Annotated in this window: 15 protein-coding genes; 7 read left to right on the top strand and 8 right to left on the bottom strand. The window is 63.6% G+C overall.

The window, feature by feature from the left end; all coding sequences use genetic code 11:
- Positions 1 to 50: 50 nt before the first annotated feature.
- Complete coding sequence (locus tag G6N26_RS01720; RefSeq protein ID WP_139799133.1) at positions 51 to 998, bottom strand: hypothetical protein; 948 nt, start codon at positions 996 to 998, stop codon at positions 51 to 53.
- Positions 995 to 1,519, bottom strand: coding sequence for a hypothetical protein (locus G6N26_RS01715; RefSeq protein ID WP_139799134.1), 525 nt, complete (start codon positions 1,517 to 1,519; stop codon positions 995 to 997). The genes G6N26_RS01720 and G6N26_RS01715 overlap by 4 nt, the downstream gene beginning before the upstream one ends.
- A gap of 180 nt (positions 1,520 to 1,699) precedes the next feature.
- Here G6N26_RS01715 and G6N26_RS01710 point away from each other — a divergent pair, with 180 nt between their 5' ends.
- Together G6N26_RS01710 and G6N26_RS01705 are read left to right on the top strand one after the other, a co-directional pair.
- Entirely contained in the window at positions 1,700 to 4,735 is a 3,036-nt protein-coding gene (locus G6N26_RS01710; protein ID WP_083017642.1) for a BPTD_3080 family restriction endonuclease, read from the top strand.
- Positions 4,725 to 7,439 carry a site-specific DNA-methyltransferase gene (locus G6N26_RS01705; RefSeq protein ID WP_083017644.1) on the top strand — a complete coding sequence of 905 codons (2,715 nt, stop codon included), beginning with the start codon at positions 4,725 to 4,727 and terminating at the stop codon, positions 7,437 to 7,439. Before G6N26_RS01710 ends, G6N26_RS01705 begins: the two co-directional genes overlap by 11 nt.
- A gap of 156 nt (positions 7,440 to 7,595) precedes the next feature.
- Here G6N26_RS01705 and G6N26_RS01700 read toward each other — a convergent pair whose 3' ends face one another.
- Complete coding sequence (locus G6N26_RS01700) at positions 7,596 to 8,048, bottom strand: VOC family protein (RefSeq protein WP_083017646.1); 453 nt, start codon at positions 8,046 to 8,048, stop codon at positions 7,596 to 7,598.
- A 159-nt stretch (positions 8,049 to 8,207) separates the two neighbouring features.
- On the opposite strand from G6N26_RS01700, the gene G6N26_RS01695 reads away from it, so the two are divergent.
- Complete coding sequence (locus tag G6N26_RS01695; RefSeq protein WP_083017648.1) at positions 8,208 to 9,476, top strand: cytochrome P450; 1,269 nt, start codon at positions 8,208 to 8,210, stop codon at positions 9,474 to 9,476.
- A 4-nt stretch (positions 9,477 to 9,480) separates the two neighbouring features.
- Here G6N26_RS01695 and G6N26_RS01690 read toward each other — a convergent pair whose 3' ends face one another.
- Positions 9,481 to 10,083: a TetR/AcrR family transcriptional regulator gene (locus G6N26_RS01690; protein ID WP_083017788.1), complete on the bottom strand. Its 603-nt coding sequence runs from the start codon at positions 10,081 to 10,083 to the stop codon at positions 9,481 to 9,483.
- A 69-nt stretch (positions 10,084 to 10,152) separates the two neighbouring features.
- Here G6N26_RS01690 and G6N26_RS01685 point away from each other — a divergent pair, with 69 nt between their 5' ends.
- The gene (locus G6N26_RS01685) at positions 10,153 to 10,644 is read left to right on the top strand and encodes a DUF1707 domain-containing protein (protein WP_083017650.1); all 492 of its coding nucleotides are present in this window, start codon (positions 10,153 to 10,155) and stop codon (positions 10,642 to 10,644) included.
- 135 nt (positions 10,645 to 10,779) lie between these two features.
- On the opposite strand, the gene G6N26_RS01680 is transcribed toward G6N26_RS01685, so the two are convergent.
- Entirely contained in the window at positions 10,780 to 12,255 is a 1,476-nt protein-coding gene (locus tag G6N26_RS01680) for a serine/threonine-protein kinase (RefSeq protein ID WP_083017652.1), read from the bottom strand.
- 183 nt (positions 12,256 to 12,438) lie between these two features.
- Here G6N26_RS01680 and G6N26_RS01675 point away from each other — a divergent pair, with 183 nt between their 5' ends.
- Positions 12,439 to 13,824, top strand: coding sequence for an FAD-binding oxidoreductase (locus tag G6N26_RS01675; protein WP_083017655.1), 1,386 nt, complete (start codon positions 12,439 to 12,441; stop codon positions 13,822 to 13,824).
- Here the strand turns inward: G6N26_RS01675 and G6N26_RS01670 are convergent, their stop codons facing one another.
- Positions 13,825 to 14,226, bottom strand: coding sequence for a nitroreductase family deazaflavin-dependent oxidoreductase (locus tag G6N26_RS01670; RefSeq protein WP_083017657.1), 402 nt, complete (start codon positions 14,224 to 14,226; stop codon positions 13,825 to 13,827). It abuts the gene before it with no gap.
- An 85-nt stretch (positions 14,227 to 14,311) separates the two neighbouring features.
- Here G6N26_RS01670 and G6N26_RS01665 point away from each other — a divergent pair, with 85 nt between their 5' ends.
- Positions 14,312 to 14,896: a TetR/AcrR family transcriptional regulator gene (locus G6N26_RS01665; protein WP_083017658.1), complete on the top strand. Its 585-nt coding sequence runs from the start codon at positions 14,312 to 14,314 to the stop codon at positions 14,894 to 14,896.
- Positions 14,897 to 14,939: 43 nt separating this feature from the next.
- Here the strand turns inward: G6N26_RS01665 and G6N26_RS01660 are convergent, their stop codons facing one another.
- Positions 14,940 to 15,605 (bottom strand): TetR/AcrR family transcriptional regulator, encoded by a 666-nt coding sequence (locus tag G6N26_RS01660; RefSeq protein ID WP_083017660.1) that lies wholly within the window; start codon positions 15,603 to 15,605, stop codon positions 14,940 to 14,942.
- Between the two features lie 120 nt (positions 15,606 to 15,725).
- On the opposite strand from G6N26_RS01660, the gene G6N26_RS01655 reads away from it, so the two are divergent.
- Positions 15,726 to 17,039 (top strand): cytochrome P450, encoded by a 1,314-nt coding sequence (locus G6N26_RS01655; RefSeq protein WP_169925519.1) that lies wholly within the window; start codon positions 15,726 to 15,728, stop codon positions 17,037 to 17,039.
- A 5-nt stretch (positions 17,040 to 17,044) separates the two neighbouring features.
- Here G6N26_RS01655 and trxB read toward each other — a convergent pair whose 3' ends face one another.
- Positions 17,045 to 18,037 (bottom strand): thioredoxin-disulfide reductase, encoded by a 993-nt coding sequence (trxB, locus tag G6N26_RS01650; protein ID WP_083017664.1) that lies wholly within the window; start codon positions 18,035 to 18,037, stop codon positions 17,045 to 17,047.
- Between the last annotated feature and the right edge of the window lie 52 nt (positions 18,038 to 18,089).

Raw genomic sequence — 18,089 nt, 5'->3', positions numbered from 1 at the left:
TGCATCAGCGACGATTGGTCCGTTCGCCGTGTTCCGGCTTAGGACCGGCGCTATGCCTTGACACGCTGCTTTGACCCTGCCTCGTAGTTGCGGTTGGTGAGGTAGCTGTGAAGGTAGTCGTCGGCGAGTAGACGTGGGATTTGGTGGCGGCGTTGGGGGGATGGATCGAAGAGGAGGGCCTTCGCACCGCCTGCCGTCGACACGGGGATGTTGTAGTCGGGGTTGGACTCGACAAATTTGAGCAGCTTGTTGGTCGTCAAGTTTTTGGCATACGCGGGATCGGACTGCAGGAGTCGCGCGACATGCGCCATCTTCGCTCGCATACTGGGATCGTCCATCACCGCGTTCTGCAAGCCCTCGAACCCGTCGATTTTCACTTTGGCCGTCACCGTTGTTAGCGTTTTCCGAGCCAATTGGCGTGCCTTTTCAACGGCATGCAATTTGGTCTGGACCAGCGTCACTGTCGTGAAGTACGCGAAGCCCGCGCACGTGAATACGTCGAAGCGCGGTTCGTAGTAAAGCACCTCACCGTCAATCGGTCTGTAGATACCGTCACGCGGTATCAGTGTGATTCCCTTCGCTCGACGCGTGACGATTCCGGCGCCCTTCAAGCGATAGCCGACGATCTGGTTTGCGGCGATACCGACCGCATGCGCCATCGCGACGACCTGGTGTCCCCCAACATCATTGGGGACGTCGCCCCCTCGAACCTGGGAGTCTACTGCCTCAAGCTCGGGAATCTCGCTTACGTTTTCCACAAGCACTTGAGACGAGCTGGTCTGGTAGGACGGGTCATAGTCAATGAACTGCTTTTGCGACAGACCGGTGGCGGCGCGGGCGACATCTTGGATGACACCGGTCGCCATTTCCGTGACGACATCGAATCGCAATACCTGAGCGCCCGCCAAGGCATTGCCGCGCACAACAAAGTTGTCCAGCGTCGGAACATGTGCGCCGAGGGCGTCCGTGAGCGCCTTCCTTGCTGGTTCAGCAGTCACCGCTGCCCCTTCAGTTGAATTGCGACGTCGTCCCCAAGATAGCTACATTCGACGGTCCCGTGCTGCGGAATGTGCTTGCGCTTCGCCAGAAGCATCGTGACGGCACCGTTGGTTGCCGTCACCTCGTATAGACGGAAACCCATTATGGCGAGCGTCGGATTCAAGTGATAGAGACCGGCACGGACGTAGATCACGGCTAGGAGCGCTACGAGCGCCCATGTCGCCGCCACAACTGGCCCCTTCGGTCCTCCGAACAGTGCAACAACGACCGGTACGACGTAACTCGAAGTGAACGCGAGCATCCGCTCATCGGCTCGCTTTACAGATGTGGTTTCCACGCTCCGCGTTTGGAGTCCTGACAGACTATGAAGCACCATGGCAAGGAGCAGAACAGCTGCTAAACAGGCGGCCAAGACCAACCAGCTAACCCATCTGAAGTCGTGGAGCTTCAGGACAGCGAGCAGCGCCACCAATGGCGCGAACGCCGATGCCAGCAGTCCAACGCCCACCACTCGTGTCATACGCTCGACCCTAAGGCCGACCACCGTCAGTTTTGTCCGAACCTCAGCTCCCTATGGGCTTGGCACCCAGCCTGGTCTCCTATCGACAAGTCGGGCAAATCCATTTTGATTGCAGTCCAACCACTGGCCAGGCGGGATAGGATTTGGCCCGTTTCGCACGCTCATACTCGAGGGGGCTCGGTGACCGGACAAATAGACAACCCCGTTATCAATGCGCCCTACGACCCGCCGGCCCGACACTTCGTTATCGGCCCGCACGGCCCAACGGGCGAGATAAAAGACGGCCGACGGCCGAGCGAGTCGTTCATTCCAATCGCCAAAGCAAAGAAGGGCGGTAAGCCGGCACAACAGGAGATCGACTTCGATCTCACCGGCGAACGCCGGCAACGCAACTCGCTGATCAACGACCTGCGGCGCGACGTTGACCTATGGCGGCAGCGCGGTTACGAACGAGTGACCCCAATCAGCCGGAAGCTGCTGCAGCACTGGGCCGATGCAGACCGGGAGAACCGGGTCCTGTTCTGCCAACGCGAAGCTGCCGAGACAGTCATTTTCCTCGCAGAAGTCGCGGGTCGGTACGGCTACAGGGACTGGCGCGTAACCCTCGACGATGCAAACGCGGAACACAACTCTGGTTTGCCCAGAGTCGCACTAAAAATGGCCACGGGTGCGGGCAAGACCGTAGTCATGGCGATGGTCATTGCCTGGCACACGATCAACAAGGTCTACAACCCGCGCGACGCCCGATTCGCCAAGCGATTCCTCGTCGTCACACCCGGAATCACAATCCGCGACCGGCTTCGGGTCCTCGACCCTGGCCACGCACAGAACTATTACAAATTACGCGGCTTGATCCCGCCCGAGCTGGAGAGCGCGTTGCACCAGGCGCAGATCGTCATCACCAACTACCACGCCTTCCTACAGCGGGATGCCAAGGAGATTCGCGGTGTCTCTGCGACAACCCGCAAGATCCTCCTTAACGGCAAAGAAGACCCTTTCCGCGAGACGCCGGAAGCGATGGTGGCCCGAGTGCTGCGCGATTTCGGAACAGCTACGGGCAAGCAAGAGATCGTCGTGCTCAACGACGAGGCCCACCACTGCTACCAGTCCAAACCCGCGACGACGACCAGAGATCAGGATGATGCGAACGAGGAGGCAGGGGTCTGGTTTCGAGGCATCCAGGCAATCGCCAGGCGGGTCGGCCTCAAGCAGGTCTATGACCTCTCGGCGACGCCTTTCTATCTCTCTGGTTCGGGCTACAACGAGGGTTACATATTCCCTTGGACCGTTAGCGACTTCTCATTAATGGACGCGATCGAGTCGGGAATCGTAAAGGTGCCGCGCACGCCAGTTGACGACGACGCTGCTGGCGATCTCGTCGTCTATCTGAGGCTGTGGGAATCCGTCGGGGATAAGCTCCCGAAGCGCAAGGCACCAGACGCGGTGGGCTCCGATGGCTGGGTGATTCCGGAGGTTTTAGAAGGTGCGTTGAACAGCCTGTACCGTAGCTACCAGCGCTCGTTCCATCATTGGCAACGGCAACTGGAGCCGCACGGCGAGACACCGCCTGTCTACATAGTCGTGTGCCCAAACACGTTGGTATCGAAGCTGGTCTATGAGTGGATTGCGGGTACAGATGTCCCCGCTGGCGAGCAGACGAAGCTACGGCCAGGCAAACTCGATCTGTTTAGCAATGTCGTCGACGGCCGGCAGCTCGATCGGCCACGCACAATCCTGGTCGACTCGGCGCAACTGGAATCTGGCGACGCACTAAAGGGAGACTTCAAGACCGCAGCCGCCGCCGAGATCGAGGCCTTCAAATCACAATATCGTCTGGTCAATCCAAGTGCCGATACGGGAAAGCTCACAGACGAAGAATTACTGCGGGAAGTGTTGAACACCGTTGGCAAGCCCGGCATGCTCGGTGCGGGAGTACGCTGCGTCGTTAGCGTTGCGATGCTGAGCGAAGGCTGGGACGCGAACACCGTCACGCATATCCTCGGTATCCGCGCTTTCAGTAGCCAACTGCTATGCGAGCAGGTAGTCGGGCGGGGGCTGCGCCGGCGCAACTACCTCGTGGGGCCCGATGGACACTTCGAGCCGGAATACGCCAACATTTACGGCATTCCATTTGCTTTCATCCCATCGGACAAACCGATGAAAGACATCAAACCGCTCTCGCCTGCCGTCGAGGTCCGCTCGGTGAAGGGCCGCGAACACCTACGGATCGTTTTTCCGAAGCTCGACGGTTATCGCATCGAAATTCCGGATGCCGCCATTCCTTTCGATACGACCGGTGCGCCGGATTTTGTCATTGCAAAGGGCACGGTGCCGACATGGAGCGAGTCCGCGGGAATTGTTGGCATGCCCGAACTCGTCGAGGCTCGTGATCCACGCACGTATCGCACCCGCGAAGTGGCGTTCGTCCTGGCGCGCAAACTGCTCCAAGAACGATTTGAAGTGTCGGGCGAGAACCGTCGGCCCTGGCTTTTCCCGCAACTGGTAAGGATCGCCGCGCAGTGGATCGATGAATGCGTAAAGGTCAGTGATGGGCTAACCATCGGCTATCTGCTCACGAGCGCCGAAAAGCTTGCGGAGGCAAGTGAACACATTAACGATGCTATCGCCGAGCAGCACGCCAACCGGCGCTCCCGCCTGCGGCCAATGCTGCGCCACTTCGACCCAGTCGGGTCGACAGCAGACGTCTCGTTCCTCACCCGCAAGGCGGTCGTCAGCACAACGAAGTCCGAGATCAGCCACGTCACACTCGATGGCCAGCGCGGAAACACCTGGGAGCAGATTCTCGCGGGTGAATGCGAGCTGCATCCCAAGATTGCGGCGTTCGCAAAGAACGACCATCTGGGGTTCTCGATCCCGTATGTCCATAAGGGCAGGTCCCACTCGTATGTACCGGACTTTCTTGTGCGCCTGGTCCGAGCACCAGGTGAAGACTTCGACAGGACGCTGATCGTCGAAGTCTCAGGCAGTCGAAAGAGTCCAGGGCCGACCAAGCAAAAAGCACGCACTGCGCGGCAAAGTTGGTGTCCCGCAGTGAACAACCACCGCGGGTTCGGCCGGTGGGGCTACATCGAGATCACGGACCCAGTCACGACCAAACACGTTCTCGCGGAAGCGATTCAGTATTTATACGACGACACCGCGATTATTGGCGATCCCGAACTCATGGACTTTAACGAGGTGCAACATGGCGCGTAGGAAGAGACCCCGGCCGAGTGTCCCCACTAAGGTCGAGTCGATCCGCCACGACGACAAACGTGCAAATATCCCGACCGCCGACGCGCATGACTTCGTAGATCCCGCAACTGAGATGCCGTCACAGCTGCGTTACCCCCGCGACCCAAGCCTAGATCCGCAGCTCGTCTGGCGCGGCAAAGACGAACAGGATTCCACGGACCTCGCTGTCGATGCTCCTCCCGTGTACATACAGGAGAAGATCGACCCACGGGTACTAATCGAGAATCTGCGCCATACTGCCAAACGGCCCGAGGACGAGCCCGAGCTGAGTCTGTTCGACACGTTCGACGGCCTTGATGAGCTTGCACAAATCGAGTTCTACCAACACCAGGCCAACTGGTCTAACCGCATGATTCTTGGTGATTCGCTGCAGGTTATGGGGTCGCTAGCGGAGCGAGAGTTGTTGCGCGGCAAGGTCCAGATGGTTTACGTTGATCCGCCTTACGGCATCAAGTTTGGATCAAATTGGCAGGTGTCAGCGCGCAAGCGCGACGTCAAAGACGGCAAGCTCGAAGATGCCGCACGAGAAGCCGAACAGATCAAGGCCTTTCGAGACACGTGGGCGCTAGGGATTCATTCCTATTTGGCGTATCTGCGCGACCGGCTGGTGGTGGCACGGGATCTGCTGACTCAAACTGGTTCCTGTTTTGTTCAGATCGGTGATGCGAATCTGCACCTTGTACGGAACCTACTTGACGAAGTATTCGGCTCCGACTCCTTTGTTTCCCAGATCTCATTCCGGACGACAACTGGTGCGACCGGTGAACTACTACCTGGAACAGTCGATTACGTACTTTGGTATAGCAAGGAACGCGAGTTGGTGAAATACCGTCAGCTGTACAAAGGTAAGGCTGCGGGCGGCAGCGGTGCGGGCGCGTACAGGTACGTTGAACTCGAGGGAGTTCGCCGAACGCTAACACCCGAGGAGCGTCGAGACCCATCGATGCTCCAGGCCGAAGACCGAATATATCGGCTGGACAATCTGACGAGCCAAAGCGCCGGTCGCACCAAAGGCGAGGGTGCGGCGTCGTGGTTCCCAGTGGAGTTTGAAGGGCGGACATTCAGACCTAATGCGCAGAGTCGCTGGAAAACGAACGAAATGGGTATGTCGCGTCTGCTCGCCGCTAAGCGTTTGGGAGTAGCGGGGAATACGCTTTCATACGTCCGCTACATCGAGGACTTCCCCGCCTTTCCGATCAATAATTTCTGGGATGACACAAGCGTTGCGGGATTTGGTGATCCCAAGCTCTACGTCGTCCAAACGAACACCAAAGTCATCGAGCGTTGTGTGCTTATGTGCACCGACCCCGGGGATCTTGTTCTCGACCCAACCTGCGGCAGCGGCACAACTGCTTTCGTCGCCGAACAGTGGGGCCGTCGCTGGATTACCATCGATACCTCACGTGTCGCACTGGCCCTTGCGCGGCAACGGCTGGCAGGCGCGAAGTTCCCCTACTACCTGCTCGCCGACTCCGACGCAGGCAGGGCGAAGGAATCCGAGCTAACGGGCGAGCACCGCCTGCGCGGCAAGGTGGGTAACGACGTCCGACACGGCTTCGTCTACGCACGCGTGCAACACATCACGCTTAAGTCGATCGCCAACAACCCGGATGTCAAAGAAGGCATGTCGCGTACGGAAATTGATGCGGCGATCAAGCGGCATGCCGGCTACGAGCAACTCTACGACAAGCCTTATGAAGATCGGTCTAAAGTCCGGGTGGCCGGTCCGTTCACTGTGGAGAGCCTCTCGCCCCACCGCTCGCTTGCGTTTGCCGGCACGGTCGAAAATGTCAACCGTGAGACCATCAGCGAAGCCGCAGCGACTACTGACGCCAATGCACCGACCTTCGAACAGTCCATCCTGGACAATCTCGCCAAGGCTGGCATCCAGAATGGGAGACGCAAAGAACGTATGACATTCGCCGCCGTCGATCCCTACGCCGGCGAGTACATCCAGGCACTGGCCAGTCAGGCCGACAGCGACACGATGGTCGGTATATCGATCGGTCCGCAATACGGCACGGTAAGTCCGTCGTTCATAAAGGCCGCCGCAAAAGAGGCAATTCACGCCAGTCGCGTCGGGCTGCTTTGCGTCCTGGCGTTCTCCTTCGACCCGTTAGCCGTCGGCGTCACCGAGAGCGACGGTCTGACCGTCGACGCCTCCGACGAGGGCTTTGCCAATGTTGCTGCCGAACGCAAACTCGGGCGTATTCCGGTCCTGCTCGTTCGCATGAACGCTGATCTGCTTATGGGCGAGGACCTGCAAAAGACGGGTGCCGGCAACCTATTTACGGTTTTCGGCGAACCCGACATTCATATCACGCGTACGGACTCCGGCGAGGTCATCGTCGATCTGCGCGGTGTAGACGTCTACGACCCGACTACAGGTGAAATCCGCAGCAATGACACCGGGCAGATCGCACTGTGGATGATAGACACCAATTACAACGGTGAGTCGTTCTTCGTCCGGCACTGCTACTTCACCGGTGGCAACGACCCCTATAAGCGACTCAAGCTCGCGCTCAAGTCCGATATCGACGCCGAAGCCTGGACAAGCCTCTACCAGACCACATCCCGGCCCTTCCCCGAGCCAGAAACCGGCCGTGTCGCCGTGAAGGTGATTAACGACTACGGCGACGAAGTCATGAAAGTCTTCGAGATCTGACTGACAATGTTGCCAAGTGGCGCAGGGCTGCTTCAGCTTGGAGGTTGCTGCTCTTTGAGCGCCGGGCCGATGACTCTGTGAGGCGATCCGGTCAAAACAAGATTCGGCAAGCACCTGATGAGTGCGTCGCGTACAGCGCACCTAACGCACGCGCAATTACGGCCGCGGCGGCAACGCCTTCAACCACCCGCCCGAAAGCAACTCAAGCAACTGCCCATCCGGATCCCGAATCATCGCCGCCCCGGCGGACACCGACGCATCGACGACCGCTCCCCCGAACTCGGCCACCTGAGCCAACACGCCCGGTAGATCCGACACCGACAACGAGATGTGCGTCAGCCCGATCTGATCCATGACCCGCTCCGCGCCGGCATGCACCTGACGCTTCGAGTAATCCATGAGCTCGAGCACGAACCCATCCCGCACCAAGTAGGTCGCGTGCACGCCGAGCGGCTCGGGCAGCCCCACCAGCTGGGACGTCGCACCGTCGGGCGGGTCGAGCTCCCACCAGAACTGAAACCCCAGCAGGCCCTCGTAGAACCGGCGCGACCGCTCGCGATCGGTGACGCACAACCCAACGTGATTGAAAACCGTTCGATGACTACTCAACCCAACCTCCGCAGCAAGTCAGACCGCTGACGACCACGATCCCTACCGACCTTCGACGACGCTTCACCACGCGGCTCGAGCGCGCAATAATGCAAAGATAAACCAATAAGCGCCCGTCACCGCCAACTAAGCAGACCGCTTCCGTGGGAGAGCTTTTCGATGGTCACACGCCCGAAGGTCCGGCCCGACGCCACCGTCGACTTCGACCATCATTCCGATGCGTTCAACCTCAACGAGCTGGCCGTCAACGCCGAACTGCGGCAACGATGTCCGGTCGCGTGGAACGAGAACTACGACGGCTTCTGGTACCTCAGCAGCTATGACACGGTCAGCCACACCGCCCGCGACGGCGACACCTTCGCCCACAAGTACGAACCAGACTCCGAAGACGGCGTGAACTACCAGGGCGAAATGGGTGTCCCGCGCCCCGACGGCCAACCCGCCCTGGGCATCGGCGAGGTCGACGGCCCCTACCACCAAGCCCTGCGGCACGCGCTGGCCCCGTTCTTCTCCCCCGGGGCGGTCGACAAACTCAAGCCGTTCATGGAGCAATCCGCCCACTGGTTCCTCGACCAACAAATAGCAACGGGACAGATGGATCTCGTGCTCGACTACGCCAGCCCAGTCCCGGCCATCCTGACCATGAAGCTGATGGGCCTGCCCTACGACAACTGGCGCCTGTACGCCAACCTCTTTCACTCCGTCATGGCCGTCCCCCAAGACAGCGACGAGTATGCCGGCGCGATCGCCAAAGTGCCCGCCATGATGCAAGAAGTCGTCGAATTCGCCACGGCCCGACGCAGCAACCCCAAAGACGACCTGACCAGCTTCCTGCTGCAATTCGAATTCGACGGCCATCGCCTCACCGACGAACAGCTGCTCAACATCTTGTGGAACCTCATCGGCGGCGGCGTCGACACCACCACCTCACAGACCGCGCTCACGCTTTTGCACCTGGGCACCCACCCCAACCTCAGACAGCAACTCATCGACCACCCCGAGCTCTACCGCACCGCCACCGACGAATTCCTGCGCTACTTCTCGGTCAACCAAACCCTTAGCCGCACAGTCACTCACGATGTCGTCCTCGGCGGCCAATGCCTGAGAAAAAACGACCGCGTCGTCCTCAGCTGGCTCTCGGCCAACCACGACGAAACCGAATTCGACCGGCCCGACGAGATCATCCTCGACCGCGCTCCCAACCGCCACGTCGCGTTCGGCCTGGGCCCGCACCGCTGCATCGGATCGCATCTCGCCCGGCTGATGTCGGCGGTGATGGTCAAGGCCGTCCTCGACCGCATCCCCGACTACCAAGTCGACGTCGAAAATGTCCACCAGTACCTGGGCAACCCGAGCATGACCGGGCTGGGCACGCTCCCGGTCACGTTCACCCCGGAACCCAGCCGGGAAACAGAACGGCCCTGGTAAGGGTTCAAAGCACTTGCGCCACAACGCCCGCCACCAGTTCGTCGGGAGCCTGAGCGATGCCCACCGCGCGCAGGTGGCCGCCGATGGCGAGCGACGCGATGCCGTGCACCAGCGACCAGAGCGGCGCGGCGACCTCGCGGGGATCCTCAGCCGCGACGATCCCGGCCTCCTGACATCGCGTGATCGCCTCGAGCAGGTCCCCGAACGCCTGCGCGCCGGCCACCGCCACGCCCGGCTGCTCGGCCTTCACCGGCTCCGCCCCGAACATCACCTGATAGTGATCGGGATGGGCAATGGCCCACCGCACGTAAACGCGGCCGAGCTCGGTCACCCGTTCCTTCGGATCCGCCACGCGCTCGGCGGCCGCGGCCAACGCGTCGTGCAGCTCGCGGAATCCCTGTTCGGCGACGGAGGCCAGCAGCTCGGCCTTGTCGGCGAAGTGCCGGTACGGCGCCGCGGCGCTGACCCCGGCGCGGCGCGCCGCCTCCGTGAGGGTGAACCCTTTCGGGCCCTTCTCTGCCACCAGCGACAGCGCGGCGCTGGTCAGCGCCCGCTTGAGATCGCCGTGGTGATAGCTCTCCCGCCGGCGTGCGGTCGACCGCTTCACAGCCATGTTGACGACATTAACATTAGGGACTATGTTAATGGCATCCACATCGACGACCAAGGAGGCGACATGACGAATCTGCTTGACACCACATCGACGCTCGCCGGCACCCACGACCGGGAGCGCACCGCCGACCTCCTCGGCCAGGCCCTCGCCCAGGGCTACCTGCAGATCGACGAGTACGACCGACGGCTACAGACCGTGTTCCAGACGCAGACCGCCCACGAACTCGACGAACTGCTCGCCGGCCTGCCGCTCGATCGCATCCGGCGCCACGATCCCCGCCGGCGCGCCGCCCGCGTCGCCGCGGCCCGTCGCGGACTGCGCGCCCACCTCGCCGCGTACCTCGCCATGGTCGTCATCGTGCTCACCGTCTGGACGGCCGTCGCCCTGACGACCGACGCAACCTACTTCTGGCCGATCTGGCCCATCCTCGGCGCGGGAATCGGACTCGCAAGCCACGCCGTGGCGACGCCCCGCCTCAAGCAAAGCCGTTGGCAACCAATGCTTTCGGCCGTGCTGGCGCCGGGGTTGTGCGCACGGCGCTATCACATCCGCTAGCACGTTTGTAAGTCACCTTATGGTCGGAATCCCGTTACTTCTGTGACCCATGAGACGTATGTGAACCAGGACCGCCCGCCCTGCGCCCCTCAGGCCACCGTCCGGACGAGCCGAAAAACGCCGCGACCGAGATGATTACGACGCCGTCGCGTACTGCAAGACAGGTTCCGACGAATCGACGTGCCCGTAGCTGATGATCCGCAGCCGGTGCGGACGCACCTCGTAGACGACACCGTCGACCGGATTGGTGACGTCGAATCCGTCGCCGACCCTCTTGGCATGGGAAAGCTCGATGTTCGCGCCATCGCGAATGCGCTCGCCGCGGTAATAGTAAGTCCCGCTGAGGTTCTCGCACACCACCGCCAGCGACTTGGCGGTGCGCACGACGGCGGCCGGCGGATTGCCCGGGTCGCAGCGGGCCGTCTCGCCGACGAACCCCAGTCCGTCGGCGCCCTTCACCGGACGCGACAGCGTCGGCGTCAGCGGCGGCGGCGCGCTCGGCGACGCGGGAGGCGCGGCCGCTCGCGCTGACGACGGCCCCCGGGAACTGTTGTGATGAGTGGCGACAACGGATTTCACCGACAACACCAGCCCCGCGATCAACAGCACCGCCGCGACCGCACTCACCACGAGCGGTGCACGGCCCACCATCAGCCGGCGCGGCGTCCCCGGAGAAGCAGCAGGCGGCTCGGGGCCGTCGTCACCCCCCGAGGCATCCGGAAGCGCGACCGCGGGGAAGGGCCGGGTGCGCGGAAGCGGAATCTGGCCTCCCCCAACGGAAACCGGCTCGTAGGCCGCGAACACCGCTTCGCTGGCGGCCCGGGCCAGTGCGCCGGCCGACTCAAAGCGCGCCGTGCGCGCTTTGGCCATGCCCCGGGTCATGATGTCGTCGTAGTCCCGCCCGACGCCGCGGCGCATGATGCTGGGCCTCGGCGCCGGCGACAAAATGTGCGCGCTCTTCAGCTCACCTGCATCCTCGGCCTCAAACGGCGGCTGCCCGGTGAGGCACTCGTAGAGCACACACGCCAGCGAGTAGACGTCGGTCTGGGAGCCGACGCGTCCGGTGGTGAACCGCTCGGGTGCCATGTAGGTCCGCGAGACCTGCTCGTCCCCGAAAGCTTCGGCGATGCCGAAGTCGGCCAGGTAGGTGAAGTGGTCGTGGGTGAGCAGGATGTTTTCGGGCTTGACGTCCAGGTGCACCAGCCCCGCGGCGTGCGCGGCGTCCAGGGCCCGCGCCACCTGCGCCGTGATGGACGCCGCACGGGAGGGTTCCAGCGCGCCCTGCTCGCGCAGCAGGTCCTTGAGACTGCCGCCGTCGTCGACCAGGTGCATGTCGATGAACGGCACGCCGTCAATCTCGCCGAAGTCATGCAGCGGGAGGACGTGGGGCTCCTGCAGCCGCGTCACCTTGCGGCACTCGCGCCAAAGGCGTTGCTGGAAGCCAGGGTCCGCGGCCGTCTCGCCACGTAGTAGCTTGAGCGCGACCATCCGGTCCTTAACCGTGTCGTAGGCCCGAAAGACCTCGCCCAGTCCCCCGGCGCCGATCAGTGATCGCAGCTCGTACGGCCCGAACCGGGTACCGAGCCGCGAACCGCGGGACGAGGAGGCCACTACATAATCCTTTCGCACGGTCGAAGACAGTCCAGCCCGCGTGTTCCCAAATCGGCCGTCGAGATAACGTGTGCAGGCTCACGCGTGTCGCAACCGCACGGCACCGCCGCCCGCGGCTACCGTGCGTCGGCCGGTCCCCCGATACAGTGAGTGCCGTCCGATGCGGGAGAAGGTGGGCCTTCGATGACCGACATGACGACGCAGTTCTCGACGATCGTCGGCGAGCACAACGTGCTCACCGGCAACGCCATACCCGAAGACTATGCGCACGACGAGGTGCTGACCAAACCCGCGCAACGACCCGCGTACCTGGCCAAGCCCGCGACCGCCGACGAGGTCGCGCAGCTGCTCAAACTCGCCTCGGAAAACCGCGTGCCGGTGACGGCCCGCGGCTCGGGCACCGGCCTGTCGGGCGCGGCGATCCCCCGCCCCGACGGGCTGCTGATCTCCTTCGAGCGCATGAACGCCGTGCTCGAGGTCGACGTCACCAACCAGGTCGCCGTCGTCCAACCCGGCGTGACGCTCACCGAACTGGACGTCGCGACGGCCGGCACCGGGCTGCGCTACATGGTCCATCCCGGTGAGCTGTCCTCCAGCGTCGGCGGCAACGTCGGCACCAACGCCGGCGGCATGCGCGCGGTCAAGTACGGCGTCGCCCGCCACAACGTGCTCGGACTGCAGGCCGCACTGCCCACCGGCGAGATCATCCGCACCGGCGGCAAGATCGCCAAGGTCTCCACCGGCTACGACCTGACCCAGCTCATCGTCGGCTCCGAGGGCACCCTGGCCCTGGCCACCGAGGTGATCGTCAAGCTGCACCCACGCCTGGACCACAGCGCGACCGTGCTCGCCCCATTCGCCGACTTCGACCAGGTCATGCAGGCGGTGCCCAAGGTCCTCGCCAGCGGCGTGGCGCCCTACATCCTGGAGTACATCGACAGCGTGACGATGGCCGCGCTGGTCCATACCCAGAACCTGGAGCTGGGCGTTCCCGACGCCGTCCGCGACAGCTGCCAGGCCTATCTCGTTGTGGCGCTGGAGAACCGGACCGCCACCCGGCTGGACGAGGACGTCGAGACGACGGGTGAGCTGCTCGCCGAGCTAGGGGCGAAGGACGCCTATGTGCTCGACGGCGGCGCGGCGCGCAAGCTGATCGAGGCGCGCGAGAACGCGTTCTGGACGCTCAAGGCGCTCAACGCCGACGACCTCATCGATGCCGTCGTGCCGCGCGGCGCGATGCCGAAGTTCCTGTCCGCCGCGCGCGATTTGGCGACGGCGGCCGGTGGTGCCGCGGCGGGCTGCGGGCACGCCGGCGACGGCAACGTGCACCTGGCCATCTTCTGCGCGGACCCCGCGGCACGAAAGAAGTTGATGACCGACATCTTCGCGCTGGCAATGGAATTGGGTGGCGCGATCTCCGGCGAGCACGGCCTCGGCCGCGCCAAGACCCCGTACTTTGTGCAGCTCGAGGACCCGGTCAAGGTGGACCTGATGCGCCGCATCAAGGCCGGCTTCGACCCGGCCGGCATCCTCAACCCCGATGTGGTGTTCGCTTCGGGCGACGGGTAATCAACGCGCCGTTGCCAATTGGCTCACGATGTCGAGCCGGAGGAACTCCGGGGCCTTGATCACCCGGCGCAGCATGAACCGGATGAATGCGGGCATGTCGGTCGCGTTCTCGTCGCGGAACAGGACCGGGGCGCCGAGCTGGTAGCGCCGCCGCCTGGTCTGCAATTCGCAGCCGCCCGCGGCGAGGACGTTGCGCACCCAATCGGTGTCGGGACCGTACGTCAGCGCGATCACGAATCCGTTGGGGCGGCGGAAGGCCCACAGCGGGGTGCGGAAGGTGCGCCCCGATTTGCGCCCGCGATGGACGACGACTGCCCATCCCGGGGCCCACGGGGCGATGTACTTGGTGAATCGGTTGAGGCCGATCTTGTTGGCCCGGGCAACCCATCGCGGTGCTGGCATCTCATTAACTCCTCACATGGGGAATTTATGAATCCACGCTAACGCTGCGTCATCCGGAAGTCAACGACTGTAGAATTTCCGGATTGTGCCCCCCATTGGACGACGCCCGGGTAACCCCGACACCCGGAACGACATCGTGGCGACCGCCCGACGGCTGTTCGCCAATTCGGGATACGACAAGACCTCGGTCCGCGACATCGCCGCCGGCGCCGGCGTCGACCCGGCGCTGATCCGGCACTACTTCGGCAGCAAGGCCGAGCTATTCCGGTCCACCATGGGATGGCCGTTCGATCCGGCCGACATCAGCGCGCGCATCGCTGGCGGCGATCGCGAGGAAATCGGTACGCGCCTGACGCGGGTGTTCTTCACCGCATGGGAGCAGCCCGATTCGCGCGCTTCCCTACTGGCGATCCTGCGGGGTGCCGCCACCCACGCGGAGTCGGCCGCCCTGGTGCGTCAGTTCATTCAGGGCCAGCTGTACCCGCAGATGGCCAAGCTGCTGACGGGCTCGGACACCGAACTGCGCGTCGATCTGGCCATGGGCCAACTCCTGGGCATCGCCTACTTGCGCCATGTCCTGCAGGTCGAGCCGATCGCGTCCGCTTCGGTGGACGAACTCATCGCGCGGGTCACGCCGATCGTCACCGCCCACCTCACGCCGCGGGATTAGACAAGAGTGCCGTCGCGGGCCGGTGGTCGACCACCGCGCCCGACTAACGAGGCCCCGTGACCATCGGCATCAGGTAGTTGCGCACGTAGGTGCGCGTGTCCTCGATGGTGGCCAGGTTGATGCTCGTGTGCGGGGTGACGATGAACGACAGCGTCAGCCGGGTGTGCAGTTCGGCGACGGTGCGTAGGTGACGCTCTTGGGCCGCTGTGGTTTTCGACGTGCCGTAGAGCTCGGCGCGCAGCAGCCCCACGGTGTGCGCGGCCGCGTAGTCGAGGATGGCGCCCGCGTCGATGGTCAGGCTGGGCAGGATCGTCTCGGGCTCGGTGCGCAGCAGCTTTTTCAGCAGCGCGTGTTCGCGCATGAACGTCACCGAAAACACCGTGCTGGAGACCATGCGCTCCTCGAGCGTCGCGCCCTGCGCCCAGGCCTGCGCGTCGCCCTCCAAGAAACTGCGCGCCTCGGCCAGCACGATGGCATCGATGAGCGCCGCCTTCGTCGGGAACCGGCGATAGAGGGTGGCGCGCCCGACGCCGCTGCGCCGTGCGACGTCTTCCATGGTGATGCGGCGCATTCCGACGAGCTCGGCCTGCTCGATGGTCGCGGCCAGGATGCGGGCGGTGATCTCGTCGGGGTTGTCGACCTGGGCCAGGACCGCGGGATCGGGCTCGGTGAGTCGTCGCACGAACTCCGCCGTTCGCGTCGAGGTCATCCATCCCTCCTTGCCCGTGGGTCGCGGCCGTCGTATCGTAGCGATCGAAGCGTGTGAGACATTGAGAGTCTCATTGTATCGCATGTTGCATTTCAGATTGGCCCCTCGGGAGGGATCGTTATGCGTGTCGGACTCCGGGCCCGGTGGGCGGCCATGCACGGCGTGCCGCGGGCGTACTTCGCCGTTCAGGCCCGCCGCGGCGACCCGCTGGGCCGACTGCTCCGCAGCGGAACGCCGGGTGATGACCGCTATGCGCTGATGGAGGCGATCCGGGCGCGCGGACGTGTGGTGCGCTCGCCGTTCGTCTGGGCCAGCGTCGACCATGGGGTGTGCCGACAGATTCTGCGGGACAAGCGCTTTGGCGTCACGGCGCCCAGCGAAATGGAGTTGCCGCGCCCGCTGAAGGCGCTCATCGCCAGAACCGATCCCGGCGTGGCCAACCCGGTGGAGCCGCCGGCCATGGTGATCGTGAATCCGCCCGATCACACCCGCTATCGCCAATTGGTGGCACAAAGCTTCACCCCGCGCGCCATCGACTCGCTGGACACCCGGGTCGCCGAGGTGACGATGGAGTTGATCGAGCGCATCGCCGCCGCACCGCAGCCGGATTTGATCGCCGACTTCGCCACCCAGTTGCCGGTCGCCATCATCGCCGAAATCCTTGGCCTGCCGCCGGATTCGTATCCGCGCATGCTGGGGTGGGGCCGCAGCGGTTCCCCGCTGTTGGATATCGGGATCGACTGGAAGACCTACCGCGACGCCATCGACGGCCTGCGCGGCGCCGATGACTACCTGTTGGACCACTTCCACCGACTGCGCGCGAACCGGCAGAGTGACAATCCGTTTGGTCGCATGGCCGCCGACGGCTCGCTGACCGACCGCGAACTCACCGCCAACGCCGCCCTGATCGTCGGCGCCGGCTTCGAAACGACGGTGAACCTGATCGGCAACGGCATCGTCCTGCTGCTGCAGCACCCGGAGCAGTTGGCGCTGCTGCACGACAATCCGGACCTGTGGCCGGCCGCCGTCGAGGAGATCCTGCGGCTCGCCAGCCCGGTGCAGATGACCGCGCGCACACCGAGTTGTGACGTCGAGATCGCCGGCGCTCACATCGGGGCCGGCGACATGGTCGGGCTGTTCCTCGGCGGCGCCAACCGCGACCCCAAGGTATTCAGCGACCCAACGACTTTCGATATCACCCGACACAATGCGCGCGAACACCTGGCGTTCGCGTCCGGCATCCACGCCTGCCTCGGTGCCGCGCTGGCCCGCATCGAGGGAGCGACCGCGCTGCGCGCACTTTTCGAGAGTTTCCCCGATCTACGCCTCACCGCTCCCCCGCAGCGACGGGGCCTGATCAACTTGCATGGATACGCCCGGCTGCCGGCCCAACTCGGCGGCCGCAGAACGACTTCCGCCAAACTTCCCGTCTGAAACCCTCAGTTACGCAACGACTGTCGACCTATAGCCGGTGTGACGGTGGCGTCCACGTCGGTTTCTTCGTGGTCGGCGAGCCAGCGTTCGGCGTCGATGGCGGCCGAACAGCCGCTGCCGGCCGCGGTGACGGCTTGGCGGTAGGTGCGATCGACTAGATCCCCGGCGGCGAACACCCCCTCGATCGAGGTACTGGTGGTGCGGCCCTGGACCAGCACATAGCCATCGGGGTCGGTCTCGAGCACGTCGCGCACCAGCTCCGAACGCGGGTCATGCCCGATGGCCACGAACACCCCGCTCACCGCCAACGTCGACTCTTTACCGGTCACCGTGTCGCGCAACCGCAACCCCGTCACCGTGTCGACACCCTCCACGGCCTCGACCGCCTTATTGGTCAGGAAGGTGATCTTGTCGTTGGCCTTCGCCCGTTCCAGCATGATCCGCGAGGCCCGAAACTCCTCCCGACGGTGCACCAACGTCACGCTGCGGGCAAACCGGGTCAAAAACGTGGCCTCCTCCATCGCCGAATCCCCGCCCCCGATCACCGCGATGTCTTGATCCTTGAAAAAGAACCCATCACAGGTCGCACACGACGACACCCCACGCCCCAACAACTCCTGCTCACCCGGCACCCCCAAATACCGGGCCGCCGCCCCCATGGCCAAGATCACCGCCCGCGCGCGCAGCGTCTCACCCTCAGCCGTGGTCACCGACTTGATTGGGCCGTCCAACGCCACCGATTCGACGTCTTCCATCCGCAGATCAGCCCCAAACCGCAGCGCCTGCTCACGCATCTGATCCATCAACTCCGGACCCATGATCGCGTCACGAAAACCCGGATAATTCTCCACCTCAGTCGTCGTCATCAACGCCCCACCAAACGACGTCCCCTCAAACACCACCGGCGCCAACTGCGCCCGCGCCGTATACAACGCCGCGGTATACCCAGCAGGACCCGAACCGATAATGATCACGTCGTGGACGTCGGAGGTGCTCATAAGCGGCCACACTACTGTGACTCCGAGCGGTGCCGCCGCCAATCCCTCTGGC

This window comes from Mycobacterium marseillense, assembly GCF_010731675.1.
Taxonomy (GTDB): Bacteria; Actinomycetota; Actinomycetes; order Mycobacteriales; family Mycobacteriaceae; genus Mycobacterium; species Mycobacterium marseillense.
Note: the sequence above shows the minus strand (reverse complement) of the source record. Positions and strands in the feature narration are given on the sequence as shown.